Below are 25,455 nucleotides of genomic sequence, written 5' to 3' on the forward strand. Positions count from 1 at the left end.
GTGCGCCTGTCGCATTTGCCTGCGCCTCGTCGAGGAGACTGGAATGAAATTCAACCGACTGGGGCTGATGATCCTTACCGGCATGGTCGCCGGTGTTATTGCCGGGCAATGCGTCCATCAGTTCGCATCGGGGCCGGAGGCCATCAAGAACGCGGCGAGCTACTTCTCTCTGATGACGGAGATCTTTCTTCGCCTGATCAAGATGATCATCGCGCCGCTTGTCTTCAGTGGCATCGTCGTCGGTCTGGCAGGCATGGGCGACGCACGTGCCGTCGGGCGGGTGGGGCTCAAGGCACTCACATGGTTTTTCTGTGCCTCGGTCATCTCGCTGACGCTCGGACTGGTGCTGAGCAACCTGTTCCAGATCGGCCACTCGATGCACGTGGGCGTGCCCGCTGCGAGCACGGCCACGGGGCTGAACACCTCGGCGTTCAATATTCATTCCTTCGTGGCGCATATCGTGCCCGCGAGTATTTTTCAGGCGATGGCACAGAACGAAGTGCTGCCGATTCTCGTGTTCTCGGTGTTCTTCGGTACGGCGATTGGCGCGCTGCGAGGGAAGCTCGCTGGGCAGGTGGTGCAGGGCATCGAGGAGCTGTTTGCCATCATGCTCAAAATCACCGGCTACGTGATGTATGTCGCGCCGCTGGGGGTGTTCTCCGCCATCGCAGCGGTGGTCGCAGTGCAGGGGCTTGGCGTGTTGCTGATTTACGCCAAGTTCATCGGCGCGATCTATTTCGGCATGTTGCTGCTTTGGGGACTCATTCTGACGGCGGGCTACTGCTTCATCGGCAAGTCGGTGTTCTCGCTGCTCAAACTGATACGCGAGCCGATGATCATTGCCTTTAGCACTGCCAGTGGCGAGGCGGCGTATGCCAAGACCATCGAGCAGCTCACGCGATTCGGCGTCAGCCCGCGCATCAGTTCCTTCATCTTGCCGCTGGCGTACTCGTTCAATCTCGATGGCTCGATGATGTTTCAGGCGTTCGCGTCCATCTTCATTGCGCAGGTCTACAACATCCCGTTGTCGTGGGAGCAACAGTTCTCGATGCTCTTCGTGATGATGCTCACGAGCAAGGGCATTGCCGGCGTGCCGCGCGCCGCAATGGTGGTTATTGCCGCGACACTGCCGCTGTTCGGATTGCCTGTCGAGGGAATGGTGTTGCTGCTGGCGATCGATCAGTTTGCCGACATGGGACGCACGATGACCAACGTGGTGGGCAATGCGGTCGCGACGGCGGTGATTGCCAAGTGGGAGGGGGCGCTGCGGCCGTGGACCGGCAAAGCGTGGTCGCTCGACGCCGCGCTGGGTCTTCATTCGCAAGACGACGCGGTGCCCTTGGCTGGGCCGCAGGGTGAGCTTTCTATCGGTGTGGAGCGCGCGGCCTGAGCCGTTCGAAACATCAGGGCGCGTCAGCATGCACTGCGCGCCCTGATCGACTTACGTCTGACCGAGCGACAACCGATAGATATCCGCCGGCGCCAGAATGGCCGCCGGGGCGCCGCGCCGCACGACATTGAGCATGGCGTTGCCCATCACGCGTGTAGTCAGCACGCTCGACGGCGAGACGCTGCGCACCAGCGCCAGCACCGGCTTGAACACGAGGTACAGCCATCGATAGCTGGCGGTGCGCGACTGGATGCCGTCTTCCGGAACGATAGCGGCCGGGCGGAAAATCGCAACCCGGCCGAAGGGCAGACGTTGCAACGCGTTTTCCGTTTGCCCGCGCACACGCGCCCACATCGTCTTGCCGCGCTCGCTGCTGTCGGCCCCGGCGCCGGACACATACACCATCGCCATGCCCGGGCTGCGGGCAACCAATTGCTGAGCGATGTGCAGTGTCAGGTCGTACGTCACGACGCGATAGTCGGCTTCCGACATCCGGAACGATGTGACGCCGATGCAGAAGAAGCACGCATCGACGTTTGCAAACACAGCGTCGCTTGCGTCGAAGGTCTTCAGATCGGGCACTACGACGACCTTGATCCGCGGGTCGTCGTAGCCCCGCAGCGATTGCCTTCCGACGACGATGATCTCGGTGACGTCCGAGGCCTTCAGGCAGGCGAGTAATGCGCCTTGACCGACCATGCCACTCGCGCCGAACAGGACAATTCGCATGACGTTACTCCGTAGGCCACACCGGGGCAGCCGAGTCGAAATCGGCGGCCAGCGTGACGGGTTTCCAGAGTTGCATCGACGCGTGGCGCGTCTGCTCCTCGGCTTCAAGCACTTGCCAGGCGTCTGAGCCCAGCACCAGACGCGCCGGCACGGTCGCACGCGTGGCGAGTTGCGCAATCAGTTTCGCGATGCGCTGCGGGTCACCGACTTCGTGCCCGACATAAGCATCGATCAACGCCTTGAACTCGCCCATCGACGGTTGATAATCCGCTGGCAAATCGTGCAACGTTTCGCGTGCTTCATGGCCCCAGCCGGTGCGCATCCCGCCGGGTTCCAACGTGCAGAGCTGAATGCCGAACGGGGCGACTTCTTTGCCCACGACGTCGCTGAATCCACCGACGGCCCATTTGGCTGCCTGATAGGCCGCAAGCCCCGGCGTGCTGATTCGGCCACCCACCGACGATACTTGAAAAATGTAACCCCCGCCCTGGCTTCGCATGACGGGAATCGCTGCGCGCGTGAGATTCACGACACCAAAGAAGTTGGTCTCGATCTGCGCACGAAAGTCGTCATCTGCGGTGTACTCGAATGGCTCGATATGACCGTAACCCGCATTGTTGACGAGCACGTCGAGCCGCCCGAAACGGCGTACTGCCTCCGCCACAGCGTCGCTCGCCTGCGCGCCATTCGTCACGTCGAGTGAGAACGTCGCGACCTTGTCGCCGTACGCGCTGTACTGCGCCTTCAACTCGGCGAGCTGCGCGGAATTTCGTGCCGTCGCCAACACGTTGCCACCCGCTTCCAGTGCCGCTTCGAGAATCGAACGACCCAACCCGCGCGCTGCGCCGGTAATCAACCAGACTTTGGACATGATAGTGATCCCTTCCAGATTTACTGCGGATTGAAACCGGTCTTGCCGGCGAACATGACGGATTCGGCGAGTACCTTCTGCGCTTGCAATGCTGCGAGACTGCGCGTGTAGCTCGCTTCGAGCACGGCATAGGCGTCGCCACCCAGCACGGTGCGCAACGGCGGTGTTGCCATCTGGCTGATGTCGTAGATTGCCGCCGCCATTTTTTCCGGATCACCCGACGCTTGCTCGTCGCCGACTTCCTTGATTTGCTGGCGCAGCTTGCCGACGACGCTGTTCTGATAATCGGGCAGTGCTTGCGTCCAGCGAATGTTCGCAACGAAATCGGTCTTGATCGAGCCGGGTTCGATGATGACCGTCTTGATGCCGAACTCGGCAACTTCCTGACTCACGGATTCGGCAAAGCCTTCGAGGCCGAATTTCGCGGCGTGGTACATCGAGCCGCTCGGGAACGAGGCTCGGCCGCCGACACTTGTGACGTAGATCAGCGTGCCGCGTTGCTTGGCGCGCAACGCGGGAAGGAAAGCGCGGGTCACGTGAATCGGCGCGATCAGATTCAACGTGAGCTGATGGTCGATATCCGACTGACTCATCTCTTCCATTGCGCCGATGACGGCGCCGCCCGCGTTGTTCACCAGCACATCGATGTCGGTGTGGCGCGCGGCGACGGCCTTCACTTGTGCGATGTCGGTGACGTCAAGCGCCTCGACGCTCAACAGACCGGGATACTTCGCGGCCAGTGATTGCATGGCCTCAGGGCGCCGCACGGCGGCCACGACGCGGTGGCCTTTCGCGAGCACGGCTTCCGTGAGGGCGAGACCCAAGCCACCTGATGCGCCGGTGATGAACCAATGTTGTTGAGACATGACGTAATACTCCTTGATATAAATGCGTGCGTACGCACTCAATTAAACGGTAAAACTGTTAAGGCCTGACTGCCTGAAACGACTTGGACGAACTGCTGAAACCAACGACTTACGACGTGATGGCACGCCACAACATGCGCAATCCCAACTGCCGGTACTGCGGGCCAGCCTCGGGCTGCTGATTCACATGCTCGATGGTGGTATCGGCAATGTGCTCGATGACCGACGAGAGAAACGAAATCGGCGCGTCGACCAGCAGGCCTTCCCGCACGCCGTCTTCCATCATTTGCGCGACGGCAAGAAACGGCTCCATGCCCTGAAGCCGGGTCGCTTGCGGGATGACGCCCGATGCCGACAGCCGTGCAACGGCGTACCGCCCGGCCGGATTGGCGAGCCCCCAACTGACATAGCGGTCGAACACATGCGCCATGCGCTGCTGGTAGTCCGCTGCGTGGGGGTAATCGGGCATCAAAGCCCGCGCCAGATCCTGCTTGAGTTGCAGATACAGCTCCCGGAAGAGGACTTCCTTGCTCTCGAAATAGGTGAACAACGTGCCTTCAGCGACACCCGCACCCTTCGCAATCGCCGACGTGGTCGCCATGACGCCATGTTCGGCAACGGCGAGCGTTGCTGACTGGAGCAGGGCGTTGCGTTTCTCGGGGCTTAGCGGACGAGCCATGGTGATTGCATTAAATAGAGTGAGTGCGCGCTCAATTATACGTAACTTGCGGTGAATTGCAAATCCATCGCCGACAACGTCCGCTACACCCCGTGAAATCGACGAAACGACGAAACGCGAGGCTCCGCGACAAAACACGACAAAAGCCGACGGCGTATCAATTGTCTTGCCCCGGGGTGTGGGCATAACCTCTCGGCGTCGATGAAGGAAGGCACGGGCGCGGGTGACCATTCCACGGCGAAGCGCGCCAACAAGTCAGGCTTTGGATATCAGGTGGAGTAACGATGGCGACGATTGGCGTACGCGTGGGTTTGGGTCTTCTTGCCGCGATTGTTGCGGCGATCTCGTTACAGGCGAGCGCGCTGGAGTTGTCTGCCGCACGCGGCGGGCAGATTCTCGCGTCGAACGAGGCCGCCATCCGGGCAGGTGGCACGGCGGCGTCACGCTGGCAGCCGTCCGTCACAGACACGTGGCAGTGGCAACTCCGGGGGAAGGTCAACACCACCTACAACGTGGATGTCTACGACATCGACCTGTTCGATACCGACCCGGGCGTGATCGCCCAACTCAAGCGCGATGGCCGAAAGGTCGTTTGCTACTTCTCGGCGGGCAGTTCTGAAAACTGGCGCACCGATTTCAGTCAGTTCAAAGCGTGGGAGAAGGGCCGGGTGATGCGCGGCTGGGAGGGCGAAAACTGGCTCGATGTGAGATCCGACAACGTCCGGTCGATCATGAAGCAACGTCTCGACCGCGCCGTGGCAAAGGGTTGCGATGGCGTAGAGCCCGACAACGTCGACGGTTACGTCAATGACACCGGTTTTCCGCTCACCGCGCAGGACCAGCTCGCCTTCAACGGCTTTCTCGCCCGCGAAGCGCACGCACGCAATCTGGCCATCGGCTTCAAGAACGACGTCAATCAGTTGGCGGTGCTCGAACCGCTGTTCGACTTCGCGGTGAACGAGGAGTGTCACGAACAGAACGAATGCCGTGGCTACCGTGCATTTACTTCAAAGAACAAGCCAGTCCTGAACGCAGAATACCGCGCGACTTATCGCACCGAAGCGGGCCGTCGTGAGTTGTGTGCTGCGGCGCTCGCAGCGAATCTGCGCACGCTTGTGTTGCCGCGTGAACTGGACGATAGCTTCAGATTCAGTTGTGATTAAACGGAAGCGTCCACGCTGTAATGCGCCGAAAGTTAAGGTATGTCGCTGCGTCGACAAACAAAAATAATTCTCATCAGGACTCCACACTATCTGGACATCGGGCTACGTAACATTTGCGATGACATTACCTCGCAGTCGCGTCAGCGCCAAACCCGATGAAGATTCTCTACACCAACTTCCACGTCGGCAGCGGCGGCGGCCAGGACACCTACATTCGCGACCTCGCCGTTGCCATGAGCCGGAGTCATCAGGTGACGGTTGCGTCGCCGCCCGGCAGCCATCTGGCGACAAAATTCAAGAATTCCCCCGGCGTCGAGACGGTCGAGATTCACTTCAAACTGCGCTGGCACATGATGCTGCGCGAGACCCTGAAGCTGAGAAAGCTGATCGAAACCCGGCGATTCGACATCATCCATGTGAACGGATCCGCCGATCACCGGCAAGTCATGCTGGCACTCGTCGGCATGCGTAACCGGCCGGAAGTCGTCTTCACGAAACACAACACCTATGCCGCAACCTCGCTGGGCAACTGGTTTCGCGCGAAGTTTGCCACCCGGCTGACGATTGCCGTTAGCGACCATGTGAGCGAGATGCTGGCGCGTAAATCGCCTTACCGGAACGTCGTCGTCATCAAGCACGGCGTGCGTGCCATCGGCCATGAGGCATTGAACTGGGACGAGATTCGTACGCGCCGAACCGCATTGCTAGGGGTGGACGCATCCGACGCCATCATCCTCGGCAGCGCGGCCGGTACGGGAGAATCGAAGGGATGGGCCGATCTGGTGGCGGCGCTGATGCTGCTGCCGGTCGATCTGCGCAGCCGCTTTCGCATCTGGCTGGCGGGCACCGATCCGAGTGCCGCGCAGCGTGCCATGGTGTCGCGTTGCGGATTGGACGAACAAATCGTATTTACCGGCTCACTCGACAGCGTGCAGGACTTGCTGGCCGTGACCGATGTGTCGTTCGTCCTGTCGTACTACGAGAGCCTGTCGTACGCCTGCCGCGAGGCCATGGCGATGGGGTGCCCGATGCTCGTGTCGAACGTGGGCGGTTTGCCGGAAAACGTCTCGAACGGCGTCGATGGATGGATCGTCCCGCCGCGCAATGCCAGCGCCATCGCACAGGTGCTTCGTGACGTCGTTGCCGACCCGGGACGCGTGCGATTGATGGGGCACATGGCTGCCATGAAGGCGCGCTCGGAGTTCTGCTTCGAGAACTTTGTCGCGGCCACGCAGGGGGTGTACATGGATGCGATGTCCGTCCAGCTCATTGCGTCGAAGCAACTGGCCTGAGGTCGCGGCGTGCCTGTTCCGATCCTGATGTACCACCAGATCCGGCCGCTGCCGGCGCCGACCGACCCGTTGCGGGGTCTCAGCGTCGACCCGGGCATGTTCCGCCGTCAGATGATGTTGCTCAAGCGACTCGGCTATCAAGGGCTGAGCATGCGCGAGTTGCAGCAGCACATGAACGGTGCGCGAGGTGCGCGGGGTGAGCCCCGCCGTCGCGTATTCGGCATCACGTTCGACGACGGATTCAGCAACGTGCTGACTAATGCGATGCCCGTGCTGAACGAACTCGGCTTCACGGCGACGTGCTACTTCGTCGCAGGCCGTCTGGGTGGCGAGAACGATTGGGACGCCCATCTCGCGACCGAGCGCACGCGGCTGATGTACCGGAAAGAACTGCTCACGTGGATGCGGCACGGTCACGAAGTGGGTTCGCATACGGTCGATCATGTGTCGCTACCAGATGTCTCCGTGCAGGAGGCCGCGCAGCAGATCGTCACGGCCAAGCGCCAACTGGAGGACATCTGCAACGTGCGCGTGGAGTCGTTCTGCTATCCCTACGGCAATGTGAACCGTCAGGTGCGCGATCTGGTGGAGCGGGCGGGCTACGGCAATGCCACCACCACACGGCGAGGGCGGGCGGCTCCGGACGACGATCCCTTCATGCTCGCCCGCATTGGGGTGGCTGGCGGCGTGGGGCCTTACCGGCTGCTCTATAAGTGCCTGACCAGCTAGCGGGCCATCAGGCCCGCGCGCCGCGGGAGGGAATTCACAGGATATCTGACGTTTCATCGACCCTTCGGTGGAAGGGGAACAGGGTAACCTTGCGGTTTTCAGGAAACCTTGTCATCGATGAGCCGTCACAGCACACCTTCCCGACACGATAGCGGCAGGATCGGTCGTATCGGCGCCGGTTTGCTGGCCGCCATCGCATTTGCCGCCGTCTCGCTCGCCTTGCCCCGAACGGCCGAGGCCAAAGCCTGCCGCGCCGAGGGCGGCGACACCAGCCGCCCGTCGATCGGCCTTGTGCTGTCGGGGGGCGGCGCCAGAGGCTATGCCCATCTCGGCGTGCTGGAGGTGCTCGAACAGAACCACATCCCGGTCGACTGCATCGCGGCGGCCAGCATGGGCGCGGTCGTCGGCGGCCTGTACGCGAGCGGGCTGGACACGAAGGACATGCGTCACCGGCTCGAGAACGTGAATCTGGCCGATGTGGCGTTCGACGTCGTCGACCGCAGCGACCTGCCGCAGTCCCTGCGCGAAGACGAGCGTTATTACGTCGACAGCTTCTCGCTGGGCTACGGCAACAATGGTTTTCAGTTGCCGGCGGGGCTGGTGCACGGCAATCGCCTGCAAGCCTTGCTACAGGAATGGACGCCGACCATCACGGGCAAGGTCACGTTCGACAGCCTGCCCATTCCGTTTCGCGCCATCGCCACCGACCTGCGCACCGGCCAGATGGTGGTGCTCGATCACGGCTCGCTGCCGCAGGCCATTCGCGCCAGCATGGCCCTGCCGGGGCTGTTCTCGCCGACCGACGTCGATGGTCGGACGCTGATCGACGGGGGCATTACCAGCAATCTGCCGATCGAGACCGTACGGGAGATGGGCGCGGATATCGTGATCGCCGTCGATATCGGCTCGCCGCTGCGCCCGCTGGACGCGCTGTCGTCACCGGCCGACGTGATGCAGCAGATGATCGGCATTCTGATCCGTCAGAACGTGGCCCGGCAGCGAGATCAGCTGCACAAGGGCGACGTGCTGATTCAACCGGATCTGGGCCGGCTCACCTTCACCGATTTTCAGGATGCCGCCCGCGCCATCGACGCAGGTGAAGCGGCCACGCGCGCCGCGCTGCCGCAATTGAAGCAGCTTGCCTTGTCACCGGCGGACTATGCCGCGTGGCGGGGACGCCACGAAACGCCTGCACCGCAGACCGTGCGCATCGCGAAGATCGAAATCCAGTCACGCGGGGTCGTGCCGCCGTCGAAGATTCGAGCGGCGATTCATGTGAAAGAAGGGGATATTTACGACCCGGCGCGCATCAACAAGGATCTGCAAGCACTGACCAATGAAGACGACTTCGAAACGGTGACGCAGCAAATCGTCGACGACAACGGCGAGCACAAGCTGGTCATCACCGCGCAGGAGAAGCGCTGGGGGCCGAACTTCCTGCTGTTCGGACTCGGGCTCTCGGCGACGACCAAGGAAGAGGGCAACTTCCGGATGCACGTCGGCTATCGTCGTCCGTGGCTGACCGACAGTGGCCTTGAAGCACGCGTGGACGCAACGCTCGGCAGCGATCAGGCCGATCTGCACATGGAGCTTCGCCAGCCGCTCGCCAATGCGTGGGGACCGTACATCGCGCCGTATATCGATCTGCAACGACGGCACGCGAACGTCTACGACGAATCGGGCGACATCAAGCTCACGCGATACCGCCTGACTACCGAGCGCGCCGGCGTCGATTTCGGTTTCCCGTTGTCTCATTTTGGTGACTTCCGCCTCGGTATTGCCTATGCCCATGGCAGCGCCTCACCCCAGTACAACCTGCCTATCGAGGACGACGGGTCACCGCGCCAACTGCTGTTCCCGGATATCTACGGCCGGCAACTGAGTGCGCGCGCGCGGCTGGTGATCGATCAGTTGGACGATCCGCAATTTGTTCGCAAGGGCTACTTCGTGGAGTTGCGTGCCGAGCGTTCGTTGTTTGCCGGTGACGACAGTTACACCGAGGTGTACGGCAAGACGCTGGTGGCGGCGAGTTATGGGCGGCACAGCGTCAATGCCAGTGTGGAAGCGGGTAACAACTTTGGCGGGGTGAACCCGACCAATCCGTTCGGCTTCACGTTGGGCGGCTTCCAGCATCTGTCGGCTTACGCGGCAGACCAGTTGGCGGGGAATTCGATGTTCTACAGCCAGGTGACGTACATGAACCAGCTGGCGACATTCTCGGCGTCGCCGATCCGGCGCCTGTTCGTGGGGCTGAGTCTGGAAGCGGGCAATGTGTGGGGTGGCGATGCGAGTTTCGGTAGCGGCACGCTACGCCGGAGCATTACGGCGTTCACGGCGCTGACGACGTCGTTCGGGCCGATCTATCTCGGTGTCGCGTTCGCGCCGGGGGGGCGCAATAACTTCTACTTCCAGTTGGGACGGACATATTGAGCGAGTCAGGCGCCATAGACACGGCGCTGTTGCAAACTCGCGTCATCATTGAGCGTTCATGACGTCAGCGTTCGTGGCGTCACAGGTTGGCAGTCGATTCGCGTGGGTGGAATGCGCTGCTGATATCGGGAAATCGACAGTTTATGGAAACGGGTACTTCATCGACGCACTCGACTCGGATGGGCGCTGCGTTCGAGGTTCTTTGGGTGTTTCTCAAGCTGGGGCTGACGTCTTTCGGTGGCCCCATCGCGCATCTGGGGTACTTCCGTCGCGAGTTTGTCGAGCGCAGACGCTGGCTCGACGACGAGACTTTTACCGACCTGCTTGGGCTGTGTCAGTTCCTGCCGGGGCCAGCGAGCAGCCAACTCGGCTTTTCAATTGGCTTGCTGCGCGCAGGCTGGTTTGGCGGACTCGCGGCGTGGCTTGGCTTCACGTTGCCGTCCGTTCTGCTGCTGCTTGCCTTTGCCGCCGTGGCCCCCGACCTTGGCGGCCCGGCCGGCAGCGGGTTGATTCATGGATTGAAGCTTGTTGCCGTTGCTGTCGTCGCGCAAGCCGTTTGGGATATGGCGAGGCGGCTATGCCCGGATCGTCGCCGTGCTGCCATCGCACTCATCACCGTGGCGGTGCTCAGCGTGTTGGCGACCGTTTATGCGCAACTCATCGTTATCGCCTTGGGGGCCGTGCTGGGGCTTTTGCTCTGCAAGACAGCCGTCGCTCCAGAATCGCGTCGTCCGGCGGCGCACTCACATGAGTTCCATGTCTCACGCGCGGTGGGCGTCGTGGCATTGATCCTCTTCTGTGCCTTGCTGTTTGGGCTTCCTGCGTTAGCGGGGTCCCATGCAGGGCAGGCATTCAAGGTATTCGACGCCTTCTACCGATCGGGGGCGTTAGTGTTTGGCGGTGGTCACGTGGTACTGCCCCTGCTGCAACAACAGACCGTCACGACGGGCTGGATCTCGCCTAACGACTTTCTGGCAGGTTATGGTGCTGCGCAGGCCGTTCCCGGCCCGCTGTTCTCGTTCGCAGCGTTTCTTGGCTGGATGTTGGCGGGAACGCCGAATCACTTGGCCGGTGCGCTGCTGGCCACCGTGGGTATCTTCCTGCCCGGTTTGTTGCTGGTTCTCGCGGCACTTCCCTACTGGCAAGTGCTGCGAGGCCGCTCATCGATGACGGCGCTTCTTGCCGGCGTGAATGCGGCGGTCGTCGGGCTACTGGCGAGCGCGTTGTATTCCCCGGTTTGGACAAGTGCGGTTCACTCCACACTAGACTTCGCGGTCGCTGTCATCGGGTTTTTCCTGCTCGCGCGCTGGAAGCTTCCACCACTGGTTGTGGTTGTGTTTTGTGCACTCGCTGGTATCGTCCAGACGACATTGCACTAACGCGGGCGAAGCATTTCAATCGTCGTGGATCGACCGGATCACCCGCGCGGGATTGCCGCCGACGAGAGCGTTCGCAGGAACATCTTTCGTGACCACCGAACCGGCGGCAACGACGGCGTTTTCGCCGATAGTCACGCCACCGACGACGATGGCGCCGGTGGCAATCCACACACCCTTGCCGATAACGATAGGCTTGCCGATTGTGGTCGAGCGACGCTGCGCAGGATCGAGCGGATGGCTCGTCGTGATGAGGCTCACGTTCGGGCCGATCATCACGTCGTCGCCGATGTCGAGGCCGCCGAGATCGTGGAACGTGCAGTTCTGATTGACGAAGACATTGCGCCCGACGCGGGTTTCGTTGCCCCCCGCCGTGTAGAACGGGGGGATCAACAGAAAGCTGTCGTCGACTTGCCTGCCGATGAGTTCGCTGAACAACGCGCGCACCTGATCCGCGTCGTCGAACGTCAGGCGGTTGAGCTTGGCGGCGATCGCCATGGCTCGCCTGACGTTCGCCACCATGGCGGCCGACTCAGCCGTCTTGGCGTGGATGATTTTGGTGCGCTCGTCGTTAAGCATTCGTCAAATCTCTCGGGGAAACCGCTTGCGATGCGCCTTAGCCTTGCCCTTGCGGCGCCTGAATCATCTTCCAGCCATTGCCCGCCGGGTCGCGAAAGCCTGCATCGACGCTGCCATAGCGTTCCACCGGCGCCTGCGTGAACTCGACGCCACTGGCCTTGAGCCGGGTATAGCTCTCGCGGCAGTCTGACACATGCAGGACGAGCGGCGGCATGGCGCCCTTGGCGACCATTGCCCGCAGCGTTTGAGCAGTCGCTTCGTCATGGATGGGCGGGCCGGGGGTGAACAAGCCGAGTTGAAACGCGGGCTGGTCCGGATGTTGGACGGTGAGCCACCGGTAAGGCCCGTTGCGCACGTCCGTGTGCACGCGAAAGCCGAGTTTCCCGACGTAGAACGCCAGCGCTTCGTCCTGATCGTCGACGTACAAGCCCACCACACTGATGCCTTGGTTCATGAGACCTCCTTGGTTGATGGGGCGACTGTACCTTCGGCACTTCGGCGGCGCTTCTCCAAAACTGCGATGTTGAGATCGGGACGCTGAGCGGCTTTCAGGACGCAAGCGGGGACGTGCTCCAACGGCGGCATGGTGGCCCGGGACTGCTTGCGCATGGCGCCCGGGTTCATGCCGGTGATATCGCGAAAGATTCGGCCAAACGTGCCGAGGCTTTCCCAGCCGGTCGCGTAGGCGATGTCGGTGATGCCGAGGTCGGTGTCTCGCAGCAAAGTATTGGCTTGCTCGATGCGCCGCGTCAGCAGATAGCGATGCGGCGGCAGGCCGAAGGCGAGCTTGAAGGCGCGGGCGAAGTGGGCTTTCGACGCGCCACTGACCGCCGCCAGCCGATCTACGGGCCACGCCTCGTGCGACGCGGCATCCATGCGGTCTTTGGCCCGCAACAGGCGGCGCAGCAGCGCGGGATCTTGCAGGCCTTGCGGTACCGGCGATGAAGCGCCATCTGCCGGCGCGGCGCAGGCGTCAGTCGAGCGGAGGCGGTGGCTTTTGCGAGAGGCCATGAGATCTACGGGCGCAGACAATGTTGACGTAGTTTAGTCGCAACGGACGCACTGGCTTTGCCGCGCGCGTGAGCGGCATTCTCGCACTCTCGCCCGGCGGACGGTCAGTAGTGCTGTGGCATACTCTCGGCCACCTGAAGTCCTCCAAAAATCAAAAGCAAAATGGATCAAGAAGCACGCTGCATTATCGGGGTCGATCTTGGCACGACTAACAGTCTCGTCGCGGTCTGGCGCAATGGCCGCTCGGAACTCATTCCCAACGCGTTGGGGAGTGTGCTTACACCGTCGTGTGTGAGTCTGTTAGATGATCAAAGCATTGTCGTCGGCGCCGCGGCGCGCGACCGGCTGGAGTCGCATCCGGGCGTCACCGCGTCAGTGTTCAAGCGGTATATGGGCACGTCGCGTACCACGCCGCTCGGCACACGCACGTTTCGCCCGGAGGAATTGTCGGCCTTCGTGCTCAAGTCGTTGAAGGCGGACGCCGAGGCGTTCCTCGGTCACCCGGTCACTGAGGCGGTGATTACCGTGCCCGCTTACTTCAACGACGCGCAACGCAAAGCCACCCGTGCGGCGGCCGAACTTGCCGGGTTGCAAGTGGCGGGGCTCCTCAATGAACCGACGGCAGCCGCGTTGGCGTACGGTTTGCACGAGAAGAACGAGACGAGTTTTCTGGTCTTCGATCTTGGCGGCGGCACGTTCGACGTATCGGTGCTGGAGCTATTCGACGGCGTGATGGAAGTGCGCGCTACGGCGGGCGACAACCTGCTGGGGGGCGAAGATTTTGTCGATGCACTGCTGTTCGCGTTTGGCAACGCCAGCGGACTGATTGACGATCTGAACGCCGCGCAGCCAGCCCGTTACGAGAAGTCGCTCGAGATGTGGCCCGAGGCGTTGCTAACCGCATTGCGTCCTCAGGCCGAGCGGGTCAAACGCGGCCTGACGGACAACGCCAGTGTGCCCATGCAGTGCGAGTGGCAAGACAAGGCGTATCAATGGACCGTGACGCAGGAAGCTTTCGCCGAGTCGTGCGAATACCTGCTCGCGCGCCTGCGCGGCCCGGTGGAGACCGCATTGCGCGATGCCCGCATTCGCCCGTCGGCGCTCGCCGCGATCGTGCTGGCCGGTGGCGCGACACGCATGCCGATGGTGCGTCGGCTGGTCAGCCTGATGTTCGGGCGATTCCCAAATGTCGATCTCGACCCCGACACCGTCGTCGCGCTGGGCGCGGCGGTTCAGGGCGGGCTCAAGGCAAGAGACGCTGCGCTCTCCGAGATCGTCATGACCGACGTCGCTCCCTACTCGATGGGGATCGACAGCGCCATTGAAGTGCAGCCGGGGCAGTTCTCGTATGGTCATTACATTCCCCTGATCGAGCGCAATACGACCGTGCCGGTGAGCTACGCGAAGACGATGGCGCCGCTGCGCGACGGTCAACGCGAAATTGAATTGCGCGTGTTTCAGGGCGAATCGCGGCATGTGCATCACAACATTCTGCTCGGCAAGATCCGTGTCCCTTTGCCGAGACAGACGACACGCGTGAATGGTCAGGTCGAAGTGCGCTTCACCTACGACGTCAACGGCATTCTCGAAGTCGAGGTCAAGCTGCTCGCCACGGGCGAGACCCATCGCCTTGTGATCGAAGAGAACCCCGGTGTACTGAGCGCCGACGAGATTCGAGAACGACTGGAAGCGCTCTCACGCATCAAGGTGCATCCGCGCGATCAGGCGGAAAATCAGGCGCTGATCTCGCGCGGTGAGCGCCTGTATCTACAGGCGCGCGGCGACCTGCGTGCAGCCATCGACAATGCGCTGACGCAGTTTCAGTCGACGCTCGAGACGCAGGACGAAGCGCGCATTCGTGAACTTCGCCCGCAGATTGCCGGCTTCCTCGACCGTATCGATCACGACGTCTGGCAATAGCCCGGCATTGCTGATGTGTCGCGCCGGCCTTGCAATGAGGCGCGGCGCGTGACCATTCGACGCTCATCAACGACATGAATCATCCAATCGCTTTCTCCGAGTGGTGGCGGGTCTTGCAGATCGCGCAGACGACCGACGCTGCGCAGATTCGACGTGCCTATGCAGTGCGGCTGAAACAAGTGCGTCCGGAAGATGACCCGGAAGGCTTTCAGCGCCTACGCGCCTGTTATGAATCCGCTTTGGCGTGGGCGCGTGCCCAAGCGCCGGTTGAGGACGAACCGGCCGTTGCCGCCCACACGGAACATGCGGTCTCCGCCGAAAGTGTCGGCAATGCCGCTCACGCCGAACGCACGGAGCTCACCAAACAAACGGAACACACTGAACACGCGAGTCGCGCAGGCAACACTGATGCCGCCGACATCGTCCAGAAGGCCTTCACGGCCTTCCAAGAATGGCTGCGCAGCCTGCCGGACGACGTGTGGGAGTACAACCGTGACACGATTGGCAATTTGGCCTCGGGCAACGATCTGCGTGTCATCGACTCCCTGACACGGATGAAGTTGTCGCCGGCGTTTGTGCAACTGGAATTCGCCGACGCATTCGAATATCACGCCATGTGCTTCACGGCGCACCCGAACAGCGCGCCGGCCATTCGCATGGTGCTCGCCGAGGATTACCGGTGGGAGAGTGACTTCCGCTCCGCGAGCCGCTTCGGTGCCGATCTGGCCAACGAGGCGCTGTGGCGTACGTCCGCCGACAACGAGTTTGCGCGGTTCGTCAAAGGCCGTAACCGCTCGCCGGCGACGGGGCAACTGCTGGACGGCAAGCGGCCCGGGCCGGTCTGGAAGCCGATCGACAACGGTGTTCTCACGGACATGCGCAAAGTGCTGACCCGTCTGGATGGCGAGTTGCGAGTGCTGCGAGACATGGCGTTCGATCCCGAATTGCTCGATGCATGGCGTACAGCAGTATTCCGCCCGCGTGTGACGCAAGCCTCGGTCGCGTACATCGTCGCGATCGTGATTGCGCTCACGACATTCGGCGGCATTCGTCTGGCGACCGATGCCGGCAATCCCCTGATCGAGTACCTGCGGGCGCACGAAGGCTTGGGATTCGTTATCGTTGTCGGGGGCTGTCTGTTGACGGCCACCGTACTGGTGGCGCTCGTCATAGGCGCGACGTATCTGTTGGGCCTGCGCGTCCAGCGAGGTGTCCGGAAGGTCACCGAGGTCTGGACGGCCGGCGTCGGACGCCGTCCGTGGGTGGTCTACGGATGGTACGGGCTGGCAACGTTCACGGGCGTGCTGTCGATCATCGGAGGGAGTGCGATTTCGACGCTCCTCACGGTGCTCTCGTACACCGGTGCGATCTGGGCAGTCCTCGTGTCTGCGCCGCTGATCGTGCGAAAACCGATTGATATCGTGTGGGTGATGGCCTTCTACGTGTCGGCGACGACGGCCGTCTGGGCTGGCCTTGTGGGACAGGTCGAAGCTTCCGATATCGTGAACTGCATGACGATGGCCTTCGGGGCGGTCCGGCTATTTCCGGTCGTTCAGGACTGGCTGCGTGAAAAACACCCAAATGCCGTCGTGTGGGCGCTGTTGGCCACGCTCGCCGTGGGCTGCATTGGCCTCGATGCCGGCTACATGATGGGATGGTCAATGCCGACGTGGCTGGTGGTCGGCTTCTGGCTGTGGTGCGCCGTCGTCAATTTGCAAGCCAGTATCTTCTTTGTCGGCTATGTGTCGCATTGGCTGGTGGTCTACTTGCTCTGGATGTTCCCCGTGACGATCATCGCGGTGGTGACGAAAACACTGCCCCCGTACTACGCCGCCATCTTCGGCGTGATGATCTTAGCGACGACGACACTGCTGCTCGAACTCTGGCGCCGATGGATGGCGAGCCCGGTGCCTCGCCGCACGCCGGCGCCCTGATCGGCTTGTACGGCATCAGTGCGACGACACATAAGCCGCACCGGCGAATGCGACGGGGATAGCAAAGCTCTCACGCATCCGCCGCGTCTCGGCCGCCGGTGTCAGACCGAATAGCCGCTTGAACTCGCGGCTGAATTGCGAGGCGCTGGTGTAGCCCACGGCGTGGCTCGCCACTTCCGCGCTCATGCCCTGACGCACCATCAGCAATCTCGCCTGATGCAGACGTGTCGACTTCACGTACTGCATCGGCGACACGTGCGTAATCGCCTTGAAATGGCTATGAAAGCTCGGCACGCTCATGCCTGCGGCATCGGCCAGTTGTGTCACGTCGAGCGGTTGTGCATATCCAGCGTGAATGAGCCGTAGCGATCGCCCGATCTTGCCGAACTGTCCACGCATCGCCAGCGCTTCGCGCATCGCACCGCCCTGCGCGCCCGTCAGCACCCGGAAGTAGATTTCACGCAGCAGCGCCGGACCCAGTATCGCGGCGTCCAGCGGTCGCGACATCGCTTCGAGAAAGCGCAGCACGGACGCTTGCATGACGTCGTCCATCGGCGTCGACATCATGCTTTGCGGCGCATCGACATGATCCGTCATGCCCTCACGTTCAATCTGCGCCATCAACTCGGCCGCCAACGAAAAATCGAGATGCAGATACAGCGCGAGCAGCGGTCGCTCCGGCGTTGCGTCGGTTTCCATGGTGAACGGCACGGGCACCGAGACGGCGAGATAGTGGCGCTCGTCGTACACGTACAACTGATCGCCGAAATACCCGCGCTTGCGCCCCTGACACACGATCACGATGCCCGGGTCGTACAGCACCGGCGTGCGCGCCAGCGCCTGATCCGAGCGCAGGATGCGAACGCTTGGGAGCGCCGTCAGGTTGTAACCCTCCGAGGGTGCCAATGTGCGCAGCAAGGCAACCGTGCGGGCTCGCGTCGACGACGCCGTGTCCGGAGGCCGTCGGGCAGCAATGTTTTTGCTCATAGCTTTAGGCAAGAATATTAGCGAAATCTGGCTTAATTACATCGTTTGCCGAGATTAGTATGCATTCTCCATGCAACGTTTGAGAGAGGCAACCATGGCATCGAGCAAGATTGTGCTTATCACCGGCGTCAGCAGCGGCTTTGGCCGCGCGCTGGCACAAGAGGCGCTGAGCGCGGGACACACGGTCGTGGGGACGGTGAGAAACGCCGAGGCAAAGCGTGATTTCGAATCGCTTTCGGCAGCCGCCGTCGGGCGTGTGCTGGACGTCACCGATTTTGATCGCATCGGCGAAGTCGTGTCCGAGATCGAGGCGAGTGTGGGGCAGATCGACGTGCTGGTGAACAACGCGGGCTATGGCCACGAAGGCGTTCTGGAAGAGTCGCCGTTGTCGGAAATGCGTCGACAGTTCGATGTGAATGTCTTTGGCGCGGTGGCGATGATGAAAGCGGTACTGCCATTCATGCGCGCGCGCCGGCGGGGTCACATTCTGAACATCACGTCGATGGGCGGTTACATCACGATGCCGGGCATCACGTATTACTGCGGCAGCAAATTTGCGCTGGAGGGGATTTCGGAGAGCCTCGGCAAAGAGGTCAAACCCTTCGGCATCGCGGTAACGGCGGTGGCCCCCGGCTCATTCCGGACCGATTGGGCAGGGCGTTCGATGACACGAACGCCTCGCTCGATCGCCGACTACGACGAAGTGTTCAACCCGATTCGGGCGGCGCGGGAAGAGAAGAACGGCAAACAACTCGGCGATCCCGTGAAAGCGGCGCGCGCGATGCTGGCCGTGATCGCAGCAGAGCATCCTCCCGCGCATCTGCTGCTCGGCAGCGACGCCCTCAAACTCGTGCGTGACAAGTTGGCCGCCATGGAGACGGAACTCGATACGTGGGAAACGCTGACGGTGTCGACGGACGGTTGATGCCGACGCCACTGCGTCGGATCAACGGAACGCGGTCTGGAGAAATGCCGCCACGTCGGCCGGCGACTCTGCCTGTCCTTGGGGATCGCCGCCCATCGTCACACCACGCGTCAGGCAGCGTTTCGATTCTGCTGTGGCGGCAGCCCCCGTGAGGGACTGGCCATCGTGAGTCATGGTGAGCGAGCGACGGTCGAGATTGAAAACACCGTGGCATTCTCGCCCGCTTGTCGCCAGCGGTACCGAGCGTATCGACGTGGGCCGGTCGAACGCGTGATAGGCATTCGGATATTCCTTGATGACCACCTGCGCGCCCTTTGCGCGCAGCGTGTCGGCGTAAGCCACGCAGGGGGCGGCTGGCGTGTAATTGTCCTTGCCGCCGACCAGCATCAGGATCGGGGCGCCATCGAGACGCGCTGATTCGTAAGAGATACCGCAGGAGGGATAGAACGCCACGTGGGCAGCAAAGCGCAGATCGTCATCTGCCGCCCTCTGTTGAAACGGCGCGAGCGCGGAATAGAGCGATGCGAACCCGCCGCGTGAAAATCCCATCACGGCGATTCGACGCTTATCGATACGCGGGTCGGTGGCCAGTAAGCGCAGGGCCGCGTATGCGTCGGCAATATCCGCCGCCATCGAAAGCTGTGTCTGGTCCTTCTCGGTATTTCGGATGCCGCGTCCGGTGAAGCTGTCCACGATGAAGCTCGCGTATCCAAGCGCGTTCATGCGCGCGGCCCACACGCGCTCACCCGGATTCACGCCGCTGCTGCCATGCAGGATGATCACTGCGGGAACGACCGGCGGTGCGTTCTCCGGCAGCGTCAGCGTGCCTTCAATGATGGCTTTGCTGTTGCCGGTGTAGTTCGCGAGAAAATCGCCGGTACTGCGGGGCGTCACCGACGCGAAGGTGATGACGCCGCTGCGCCCGTCGGCCAGCGATGTCGTGACAGCCGAGTTGCCGGTGCCCGTCGATGCGCACGCCACCAGCACACTGGTGATGAGGACCGAGAGAAGACTTCCGGCGGCGACGCGAATCATCCCTCTGCCTTCGCAAAGCGACTTTGCACGGCGACGAGGGGATCGTCTGTTGTCGCGACCAGCCACAAGCTGGCCTGCTCCACGATGAGGCGATTGTGGTCTTTCAACGGGCCCATCGCAGCCGCCGCTTTCCAGACCACGGGGGCTGTCTTGCTCTTGCGTCCCGATGCGGCGCCGACGAGCAGGCAATGCGGTCCGAGCGGCAGCGATACGAACGGAAGCCCGGGGCTGATGGCCAGACGCCAGTCGATGAACGGTGCGTCGCCGATGAGCAACGAGGCGGGCAAGCCGTAAAGCACTGTGAAATCGTATAGCGCCAGTTGCTCGCGCATACCCGAGTAGCCGCGGCGGATTTCCTCGACGATGGCCGCGCGGATTTCATCGTCGAACATCGCCTCTTCGGAATACCGCACGAAAGCTTCGCGTGCGGTCTTCTGATAGGCGCTGAACAGTCCGAGCGATAGGCAATCCGCTACAGCGCGCTGCACTTCCGCCGCAGAGCCTGCCTCTTCCGGCTTCCCCAACTGCGCCGCCTTCAGAAACCGAGCGAGTCCCGCTTCCTGAATCGGCGGCCCTTCGACGGTGGCATCGTCGGCAACCGTCTTGTCGAGCGGCACGTAGAGGTAGGCCTCGGACGCGAAGTGCGACTTCTTGCCTTCGTCAAACTTCACTTCGCCATCGGTGCAATCGAGATAGCGGGTGCCGATTCGACCATGCTCCCAAACCCAGTTCTTCAGGAAGGGACGTAACGGATGCAGCTTGTCGTGATCAGCCATTGAATTCTCCAAGTGCCCCAGTATAGGTTCAACGCGAGGTCAGCCCGACAAGGGGTCAACCGAGCGCATCACCCGGCCGGCTTGCGCCACACGCTGGCCAGCCACGGCTGCTGCTCACGCGGCAAACCGGTGGGGCGGTAATAGTGTTCGAGTTCGATAAAGCCGGCGCTCTCCACGTACTGGCGCCACGTCTCGAGATCGTGGAATGCGCCGTAACGCCCGTGGTGCCAGCCTTCCTGATTGGTCCCTCGCGGATTGGAACTGAACAGCACGCCACCGGGTTTCAGCGTCGCGTACAACGCTCGCAATACGCGCGGCAATTCCTGACTCGGAACGTGGAACAGCACCGCGTTCGCGAAAATGCCGTCAAAGTGCGACGCGGGCAAATCCAGTTGGAGAAAATCCTGCTGCCAGACTTCGCAGCCCGAGTCTTCGCGGGCCATCGCCACAAAGCGCTCGGCACCTTCAAGCCCGATCGCGTGATGACCCATTGCGGTGAAGGTCTTGAGATCTCGCCCGGGGCCGCAGCCGAAATCGAGAATCGTGAAAGGCGGCGTGCCTTCGATATGACGCAGCAACGCCGACATGTTTTGCGAGACGTCGTGGTCGCGGGTGCCTTCGCGGAAATTCTCCGCGTTCGTGTTGTAGTGCTGCAACGTACCGGCACTGATGGTGTCGAGTTTTGGGGGCGTAGGTGTCATGGGGTGAGCGTGTTACGGGTGAGTCATCAGATAGTCGGCCACGGCCTGATAGGCGGGCAGTGACGTGGGATCGTTCGCCGAGTTGCTGGCGCTCGGGTGCGAGCTGAAGCGTGCGATCACCATTTGTGCGGCGGGATCGACGTAGATCGCCTGACCGTGGACGCCGCGCGCCATGAATGCGCCGTGGGCGTTGTGCGACACCCACCACATGCCGCTGTAGCTCCAGCCTTTGAGCAGGTCGTAACCGGCCTTCGCAAATTTGGTCTTGTCGCCGCCCGCACGAATGTGATCGATGGCGCGTTTTGGCACGAGCCGCTGACCGTTGATCGTGCCGCCTTCCAGCATCAGTTCACCGATGCGTGCCATGTCGCGCAACCCGGCGTTGAAGCCACCGCCCGCGAAGGGCGTGCCGAGCGAGTCGACGGTGTAATAAGCGTCCTGTTCTGCGCCTATGCGCTGCCATATACGTTCTGAAAGCAACTGCGCAACCGACTTGCCGGTCTTGCGCGCAATGATCCAGCCAAGCGCGTCGGTGTTGACCGTCTTGTAAGCGAAGGCTGTGCCGTGTTCGCCTTGTTTGCGCACGGTTTCGAGGTATTCCCAATACGTTCTTGGCCCGGTGTAACCGCGCGGTTTTGGCAGCGGACTCCCTGCATCGGCATGACGCCAGACTTCGGCGTTGGGGTCGCTATAGTCCTCGCTGAATTGCAGTCCGGTCGTCATGTCCATGACCTGTCGAACGGTGGCGTCGCCAAAGGCGCTTTGCCGCAGTTCGGGGACGATGGTGTCCACGCGCGCGTTCTCGTCGATCACGCCTTCTGCGACGAGCATTTCGCCGAGCAGTCCGGTCAGCGATTTCGTCACCGACATCGCGCCGTGTTGGCCGTTGGCATCGAGGCAGCCGGCATAGCGCTCATACACCACGCGGCCCCTGTGCAGCACGATGACGCCGTCCGTATAGTTGGCATCGAATGCCTGCCGCCAACTCATTTTCGCGTCGCTGCCAATCGGTGTGAAAGTGACCGCATCGATGCCCGCGTCGATCTTTCGAACCAGAGGCACTGCGCTGCCGGGGCCGCGTGACACGCCGACGGTCGGCATGAGTTCGCGGAAGTGGCAGACGGTCCAGCGCGACTTGGGGAACGTGAAGTAATCGCCATCGGTAAAACGGATGGCTTTGTCGTCAGGCGGCGGAGACCCGGTCATCCAGCCGAGCGTGCGCGGGTCGGACTGGGCTGCGGTCATGGGGGCGTCGGTCTTGGCCAGCGCGAGCGGCGTCGCGAACGCGGCGCAAAGCACCGACGCGCCGATAACGGCCGTAATGGAACGACGGGATGGCGTTGCTGTTCTGATCGGCAAGTTGAGCTTTGGCAAGTAGTGAGCGGACACCGAATCTGTCCGTCAGTATGCCACCGAAGCCTTCGAGTCCTTGCCCCGGGGAAATGCCGTCACGCGTTATCCGGCGCGCCAACCCGATGCGCCTCCAGCGCGCGGGCATACGCCGTCAAACCCGCGGCCACGGCTTGTTGCTGGTCGTCGCTCAATTGTGTCAACGCGCTGGTGACTTGCTGCCGGCCATAGTCGTTGATTGACGCCAATGTCCGCTTGCCACGCGGCGTCAACGTCAGCAGCTTGGCGCGCGCATCGCCGCGACTGACGGTTTCCTTCAATTCCCCAGCCTCGATCAATTTGCGAACCATCCGGCTGATGCTGGATTTTTCGAGATTGAGGAATTCAGCGAGTTCCGCCGCCGTCATGGAATGGCGCGTGCCGATTTCCATGATCGCGTGGACGGCTGACGGCGAATAGTCCGTACCGGCCAATGTCGTACGCATGAATCCCAATTCACGCACCATCTTTCGTGACGCCGCTCGAATAGCATCGATCAGCAAGGTGTCGACATCCGGCATTTTTGATTCTCGATTGATTTATGAAAACAATGTTGTACGATACAACTAATCTGTGTCTTCGGCCATCGATTTCCGCCATGGGCGCCACAGGGTTCGTTTGAGAAGTTGCAACGTTCAGGGGACACCATGGAAACATCGTCGCAAGCCCGAGATTCGACGCCGCGCCGTGGCCGTATGGCCGGTCGCGTGGGGCTGGTAACCGGGGGCGGCAGCGGCATTGGCCGCGCGACGGCGCTCCTGATGGCGCGTGAAGGTGCCGACGCCGTGGTGATTGCGGGGCGACGTGCGCACGAAGGTGAAGCCGTTGCTGCAGAATGCCGTGCGGCTGGCGCACAAGGCTTGTACTTGCCAACCGACGTGACGCGCGAGGAGGACGTGGCGAATCTGGTCCAGACCACGCTTGCACAGTTCGGCCGCCTCGATGTCGCGTTCAACAATGCGGGCTTTCAAGAACGGCGGGCACCGGTCGAAGCGCAGGACACTTCGGTCTACGAGTGCGTGTTCGACGCCAATGTCCGTTCGGTTTTCCTGTGTCTGAAGTATCAGGTTCCGGTCATGGCAGAACAGGGTGGCGGTCGCATCGTCATCAACGCGTCGGTCAGCGGCATGCGCAATCCGAACCCGGGGCTGGCGCTTTACTCGGCGTCCAAGGCCGCCGTGATTTCATTGATGCGCTCGGCGGCGATGGAATGCGCCCCTCGCGGCATTCGTATCAACGCCGTCGCGCCGGGGCGTGTCGTGACCGACATGATGCTGGCGTCCGGTATCGCCGACATGTTGGCTGTCGCCGCCGGCCTGCCGCTACGACGGATGGGCCAGCCCGAGGAAGTCGCCGAGGCGGTCGTGTGGCTGGCGTCGGACGAGGCGTCGTTTGTCGTCGGGCACGTCTTGGCGGCCGACGGCGGGTTTAGCGCGTCGTGAGCGGTTTGTGTCTCAAGCGCTTTGGCGCTACCGCGTCACTGCCGGCCAGCTCATCTCGAAGCGCGCGCCGCCCAGCGTGACCGGATCGGTCGCGACAACGCGCCCGTTGTGGGCACGCAAGACCTGTTCGGTGATGGCGAGGCCAAGACCATAGCCGCCCGTTCTGCGGTCCAGACGGACGAAGGCATCGAAGATTCGCTTGCGTTCGCTTTCCGGAATGCCGGGGCCGTCGTCTTCCACATAGATTTCCACATTGCCGTGGCGCAAATGCAGCCCCACGACAATCCGCGAGGTGGCGTAGCGGCTGGCATTGCGCAGCAGATTGCGCATCGCGTAAGACATCAGGCGCTTGTCCATCACCACCAGCTGCGAGGTGTCCCAGTCGGTGTCGAGCGTGATCTCGCGATCGGCGTAGAGCAGCGTGGCGTCGCGCACCTGCGCCGTGAACCAGTTCGATACCGAGGTGGCTTCGACGTGCGATTGAAGCGAGCTGTATTCGAGGCGCGCGAACGTCAGGCTCATGTCGATCAGTTCGTCGAGTTCCGTCACATCCTGATCGATGCTCTCGAGCGCTTGTTGACACGCATCCGCGGGCGACGACGGATCACGCAAGATTTCCAGTGCAAATCGCAACCGGGCCAAGGGCGTGCGCAGTTCGTGCGAGATACCGTTAGTCAGATCGCGTTGCGTGGCTATCAACTTCTCCATGCGCTCGGCAAGCGCGTTCAGCGTCCGTGCGAGCGGGCCAATGATCACGCTATAGGATTCGCGCGCCCGGGTATGAAATTGTCCGCCGCTGAAGTCGATGGCACGTTCGCGCACCATCACCAGATCGACCCAGACAGGGCGCATCCACCGATACGCGACGATGGCGGGCAGCGCCAGTGTGGATACAGCGAGCGGCAGCAGGAACCGCGCCGTCAGCAAGTGCTCGTGAAGCCATTCAGCGGGCAGATTGATCAGCAGGAGTGCTGCTGGCACAGCTAGCACGAGCAGGCACAACCACAGCAGGCGAGTGTAGGTGCGCACATAGAGACGCGACCAACTGGGGCGCCGGTCGGCCCGGGTGTCGGTCCACGAGCGCCGGAAGCGCTGCCACCGGAGCCGGCAGTAGCGGTAAGGCTGGAAATGATGGCCACGCATGGTTTGTCCCGGCGAGGTGTTGCGTTATGTCTTCGAGGGTTGTCGAGCGTCTTCGGGCGTCTTACTGTGTCGTGTCGGACAACCCGGC

Annotated in this window: 24 protein-coding genes; 10 read left to right on the forward strand and 14 right to left on the reverse strand. The window is 62.1% G+C overall.

The annotated features are described in order from the left end of the window. Window positions 1-43 precede the first annotated feature (43 nt). Window positions 44-1,390: a dicarboxylate/amino acid:cation symporter gene (locus tag AT302_RS03240; RefSeq protein WP_058377190.1), complete on the forward strand. Its 1,347-nt coding sequence runs from the start codon at window positions 44-46 to the stop codon at window positions 1,388-1,390. A gap of 51 nt (window positions 1,391-1,441) precedes the next feature. On the opposite strand, the gene AT302_RS03245 is transcribed toward AT302_RS03240, so the two are convergent. From AT302_RS03245 to AT302_RS03260, 4 genes are all read right to left on the reverse strand, one after another. Next, window positions 1,442-2,119 carry a Rossmann-fold NAD(P)-binding domain-containing protein gene (locus AT302_RS03245; RefSeq protein WP_058377191.1) on the reverse strand — a complete coding sequence of 226 codons (678 nt, stop codon included), beginning with the start codon at window positions 2,117-2,119 and terminating at the stop codon, window positions 1,442-1,444. Window positions 2,120-2,123: 4 nt separating this feature from the next. After that, window positions 2,124-2,990, reverse strand: coding sequence for an SDR family oxidoreductase (locus AT302_RS03250; protein ID WP_058377192.1), 867 nt, complete (start codon window positions 2,988-2,990; stop codon window positions 2,124-2,126). Between the two features lie 20 nt (window positions 2,991-3,010). Continuing rightward, window positions 3,011-3,856 carry an SDR family NAD(P)-dependent oxidoreductase gene (locus AT302_RS03255; RefSeq protein WP_058377193.1) on the reverse strand — a complete coding sequence of 282 codons (846 nt, stop codon included), beginning with the start codon at window positions 3,854-3,856 and terminating at the stop codon, window positions 3,011-3,013. Between the two features lie 109 nt (window positions 3,857-3,965). Continuing rightward, window positions 3,966-4,535 (reverse strand): TetR/AcrR family transcriptional regulator, encoded by a 570-nt coding sequence (locus AT302_RS03260; RefSeq protein ID WP_058377194.1) that lies wholly within the window; start codon window positions 4,533-4,535, stop codon window positions 3,966-3,968. Between the two features lie 284 nt (window positions 4,536-4,819). Between AT302_RS03260 and AT302_RS03265 the strand changes: the two genes are divergently transcribed. From AT302_RS03265 to chrA, 5 genes are all read left to right on the forward strand, one after another. After that, complete coding sequence (locus AT302_RS03265; RefSeq protein ID WP_058377195.1) at window positions 4,820-5,698, forward strand: endo alpha-1,4 polygalactosaminidase; 879 nt, start codon at window positions 4,820-4,822, stop codon at window positions 5,696-5,698. A 155-nt stretch (window positions 5,699-5,853) separates the two neighbouring features. Continuing rightward, entirely contained in the window at window positions 5,854-6,990 is a 1,137-nt protein-coding gene (locus AT302_RS03270; RefSeq protein ID WP_058377196.1) for a glycosyltransferase, read from the forward strand. Between the two features lie 27 nt (window positions 6,991-7,017). After that, window positions 7,018-7,719 carry a polysaccharide deacetylase family protein gene (locus tag AT302_RS03275; RefSeq protein WP_058377197.1) on the forward strand — a complete coding sequence of 234 codons (702 nt, stop codon included), beginning with the start codon at window positions 7,018-7,020 and terminating at the stop codon, window positions 7,717-7,719. A 117-nt stretch (window positions 7,720-7,836) separates the two neighbouring features. Next, window positions 7,837-10,149: a patatin-like phospholipase family protein gene (locus AT302_RS03280; RefSeq protein ID WP_084656002.1), complete on the forward strand. Its 2,313-nt coding sequence runs from the start codon at window positions 7,837-7,839 to the stop codon at window positions 10,147-10,149. A gap of 143 nt (window positions 10,150-10,292) precedes the next feature. Beyond that, on the forward strand, window positions 10,293-11,528 hold the full coding sequence (gene chrA, locus AT302_RS03285) for a chromate efflux transporter (RefSeq protein WP_058377198.1): 1,236 nt from the start codon (window positions 10,293-10,295) through the stop codon (window positions 11,526-11,528). 15 nt (window positions 11,529-11,543) lie between these two features. Here the strand turns inward: chrA and AT302_RS03290 are convergent, their stop codons facing one another. From AT302_RS03290 to AT302_RS03300, 3 genes are read right to left on the reverse strand one after another with little or no spacing between them, the layout of a single operon-like run. After that, window positions 11,544-12,104 (reverse strand): sugar O-acetyltransferase, encoded by a 561-nt coding sequence (locus AT302_RS03290; protein WP_058377199.1) that lies wholly within the window; start codon window positions 12,102-12,104, stop codon window positions 11,544-11,546. A gap of 37 nt (window positions 12,105-12,141) precedes the next feature. Then, on the reverse strand, window positions 12,142-12,558 hold the full coding sequence (locus tag AT302_RS03295) for a VOC family protein (RefSeq protein WP_058377200.1): 417 nt from the start codon (window positions 12,556-12,558) through the stop codon (window positions 12,142-12,144). Then, entirely contained in the window at window positions 12,555-13,115 is a 561-nt protein-coding gene (locus AT302_RS03300; protein WP_084656003.1) for a helix-turn-helix domain-containing protein, read from the reverse strand. The genes AT302_RS03295 and AT302_RS03300 overlap by 4 nt, the downstream gene beginning before the upstream one ends. Window positions 13,116-13,277: 162 nt before the next feature. Here AT302_RS03300 and AT302_RS03305 point away from each other — a divergent pair, with 162 nt between their 5' ends. Both AT302_RS03305 and AT302_RS03310 read left to right on the forward strand, forming a co-directional pair. Further along, a complete protein-coding gene (locus AT302_RS03305) occupies window positions 13,278-15,035 on the forward strand; it encodes a molecular chaperone HscC (protein WP_058377201.1) in 1,758 nt (585 codons plus the stop codon). Between the two features lie 74 nt (window positions 15,036-15,109). Continuing rightward, entirely contained in the window at window positions 15,110-16,969 is a 1,860-nt protein-coding gene (locus tag AT302_RS03310) for a hypothetical protein (protein WP_058377202.1), read from the forward strand. Between the two features lie 15 nt (window positions 16,970-16,984). Here AT302_RS03310 and AT302_RS03315 read toward each other — a convergent pair whose 3' ends face one another. After that, complete coding sequence (locus tag AT302_RS03315) at window positions 16,985-17,956, reverse strand: AraC family transcriptional regulator (RefSeq protein WP_058377203.1); 972 nt, start codon at window positions 17,954-17,956, stop codon at window positions 16,985-16,987. A 94-nt stretch (window positions 17,957-18,050) separates the two neighbouring features. Here AT302_RS03315 and AT302_RS03320 point away from each other — a divergent pair, with 94 nt between their 5' ends. Next, on the forward strand, window positions 18,051-18,881 hold the full coding sequence (locus tag AT302_RS03320; protein ID WP_058377204.1) for an oxidoreductase: 831 nt from the start codon (window positions 18,051-18,053) through the stop codon (window positions 18,879-18,881). Between the two features lie 21 nt (window positions 18,882-18,902). On the opposite strand, the gene AT302_RS03325 is transcribed toward AT302_RS03320, so the two are convergent. The 5 genes from AT302_RS03325 to AT302_RS03345 form a co-directional block, all read right to left on the reverse strand. Beyond that, window positions 18,903-19,916 carry a dienelactone hydrolase family protein gene (locus tag AT302_RS03325; protein ID WP_058377205.1) on the reverse strand — a complete coding sequence of 338 codons (1,014 nt, stop codon included), beginning with the start codon at window positions 19,914-19,916 and terminating at the stop codon, window positions 18,903-18,905. Then, window positions 19,913-20,692, reverse strand: a complete 780-nt coding sequence (locus tag AT302_RS03330; protein WP_058377206.1) for a hypothetical protein — start codon at window positions 20,690-20,692, stop codon at window positions 19,913-19,915. Before AT302_RS03330 ends, AT302_RS03325 begins: the two co-directional genes overlap by 4 nt. 68 nt (window positions 20,693-20,760) lie before the next feature. Then, on the reverse strand, window positions 20,761-21,393 hold the full coding sequence (locus AT302_RS03335) for a class I SAM-dependent methyltransferase (RefSeq protein WP_058377207.1): 633 nt from the start codon (window positions 21,391-21,393) through the stop codon (window positions 20,761-20,763). A 12-nt stretch (window positions 21,394-21,405) separates the two neighbouring features. Continuing rightward, window positions 21,406-22,782 carry a serine hydrolase domain-containing protein gene (locus AT302_RS03340; RefSeq protein WP_407668819.1) on the reverse strand — a complete coding sequence of 459 codons (1,377 nt, stop codon included), beginning with the start codon at window positions 22,780-22,782 and terminating at the stop codon, window positions 21,406-21,408. A gap of 59 nt (window positions 22,783-22,841) precedes the next feature. Then, complete coding sequence (locus AT302_RS03345) at window positions 22,842-23,303, reverse strand: MarR family winged helix-turn-helix transcriptional regulator (RefSeq protein WP_058377208.1); 462 nt, start codon at window positions 23,301-23,303, stop codon at window positions 22,842-22,844. Between the two features lie 126 nt (window positions 23,304-23,429). On the opposite strand from AT302_RS03345, the gene AT302_RS03350 reads away from it, so the two are divergent. After that, complete coding sequence (locus AT302_RS03350) at window positions 23,430-24,224, forward strand: SDR family NAD(P)-dependent oxidoreductase (RefSeq protein WP_058377209.1); 795 nt, start codon at window positions 23,430-23,432, stop codon at window positions 24,222-24,224. Between the two features lie 27 nt (window positions 24,225-24,251). Here AT302_RS03350 and AT302_RS03355 read toward each other — a convergent pair whose 3' ends face one another. Further along, window positions 24,252-25,367, reverse strand: coding sequence for an ATP-binding protein (locus tag AT302_RS03355; RefSeq protein ID WP_058377210.1), 1,116 nt, complete (start codon window positions 25,365-25,367; stop codon window positions 24,252-24,254). Window positions 25,368-25,455: the final 88 nt, after the last annotated feature.

The sequence above is a fragment of the Pandoraea norimbergensis genome, from assembly GCF_001465545.3.
In the GTDB taxonomy this organism is placed as follows: domain Bacteria; phylum Pseudomonadota; class Gammaproteobacteria; order Burkholderiales; family Burkholderiaceae; genus Pandoraea; species Pandoraea norimbergensis.

Excerpts from the sequence above, each read along its gene's own strand:
- AT302_RS03240 (WP_058377190.1), top strand. The coding sequence starts at position 44 with ATGAAATTCAACCGACTGGGGCTGATGATCCTTACCGGCATGGTCGCC.
- AT302_RS03245 (WP_058377191.1), bottom strand. The coding sequence starts at position 2,119 with ATGCGAATTGTCCTGTTCGGCGCGAGTGGCATGGTCGGTCAAGGCGCA.
- AT302_RS03250 (WP_058377192.1), bottom strand. The coding sequence starts at position 2,990 with ATGTCCAAAGTCTGGTTGATTACCGGCGCAGCGCGCGGGTTGGGTCGT.
- AT302_RS03255 (WP_058377193.1), bottom strand. The coding sequence starts at position 3,856 with ATGTCTCAACAACATTGGTTCATCACCGGCGCATCAGGTGGCTTGGGT.
- AT302_RS03260 (WP_058377194.1), bottom strand. The coding sequence starts at position 4,535 with ATGGCTCGTCCGCTAAGCCCCGAGAAACGCAACGCCCTGCTCCAGTCA.
- AT302_RS03265 (WP_058377195.1), top strand. The coding sequence starts at position 4,820 with ATGGCGACGATTGGCGTACGCGTGGGTTTGGGTCTTCTTGCCGCGATT.
- AT302_RS03270 (WP_058377196.1), top strand. The coding sequence starts at position 5,854 with ATGAAGATTCTCTACACCAACTTCCACGTCGGCAGCGGCGGCGGCCAG.
- AT302_RS03275 (WP_058377197.1), top strand. The coding sequence starts at position 7,018 with ATGTACCACCAGATCCGGCCGCTGCCGGCGCCGACCGACCCGTTGCGG.
- AT302_RS03280 (WP_084656002.1), top strand. The coding sequence starts at position 7,837 with ATGAGCCGTCACAGCACACCTTCCCGACACGATAGCGGCAGGATCGGT.
- chrA (WP_058377198.1), top strand. The coding sequence starts at position 10,293 with ATGGAAACGGGTACTTCATCGACGCACTCGACTCGGATGGGCGCTGCG.
- AT302_RS03290 (WP_058377199.1), bottom strand. The coding sequence starts at position 12,104 with ATGCTTAACGACGAGCGCACCAAAATCATCCACGCCAAGACGGCTGAG.
- AT302_RS03295 (WP_058377200.1), bottom strand. The coding sequence starts at position 12,558 with ATGAACCAAGGCATCAGTGTGGTGGGCTTGTACGTCGACGATCAGGAC.
- AT302_RS03300 (WP_084656003.1), bottom strand. The coding sequence starts at position 13,115 with ATGGCCTCTCGCAAAAGCCACCGCCTCCGCTCGACTGACGCCTGCGCC.
- AT302_RS03305 (WP_058377201.1), top strand. The coding sequence starts at position 13,278 with ATGGATCAAGAAGCACGCTGCATTATCGGGGTCGATCTTGGCACGACT.
- AT302_RS03310 (WP_058377202.1), top strand. The coding sequence starts at position 15,110 with ATGAATCATCCAATCGCTTTCTCCGAGTGGTGGCGGGTCTTGCAGATC.
- AT302_RS03315 (WP_058377203.1), bottom strand. The coding sequence starts at position 17,956 with ATGAGCAAAAACATTGCTGCCCGACGGCCTCCGGACACGGCGTCGTCG.
- AT302_RS03320 (WP_058377204.1), top strand. The coding sequence starts at position 18,051 with ATGGCATCGAGCAAGATTGTGCTTATCACCGGCGTCAGCAGCGGCTTT.
- AT302_RS03325 (WP_058377205.1), bottom strand. The coding sequence starts at position 19,916 with ATGATTCGCGTCGCCGCCGGAAGTCTTCTCTCGGTCCTCATCACCAGT.
- AT302_RS03330 (WP_058377206.1), bottom strand. The coding sequence starts at position 20,692 with ATGGCTGATCACGACAAGCTGCATCCGTTACGTCCCTTCCTGAAGAAC.
- AT302_RS03335 (WP_058377207.1), bottom strand. The coding sequence starts at position 21,393 with ATGACACCTACGCCCCCAAAACTCGACACCATCAGTGCCGGTACGTTG.
- AT302_RS03345 (WP_058377208.1), bottom strand. The coding sequence starts at position 23,303 with ATGCCGGATGTCGACACCTTGCTGATCGATGCTATTCGAGCGGCGTCA.
- AT302_RS03350 (WP_058377209.1), top strand. The coding sequence starts at position 23,430 with ATGGAAACATCGTCGCAAGCCCGAGATTCGACGCCGCGCCGTGGCCGT.
- AT302_RS03355 (WP_058377210.1), bottom strand. The coding sequence starts at position 25,367 with ATGCGTGGCCATCATTTCCAGCCTTACCGCTACTGCCGGCTCCGGTGG.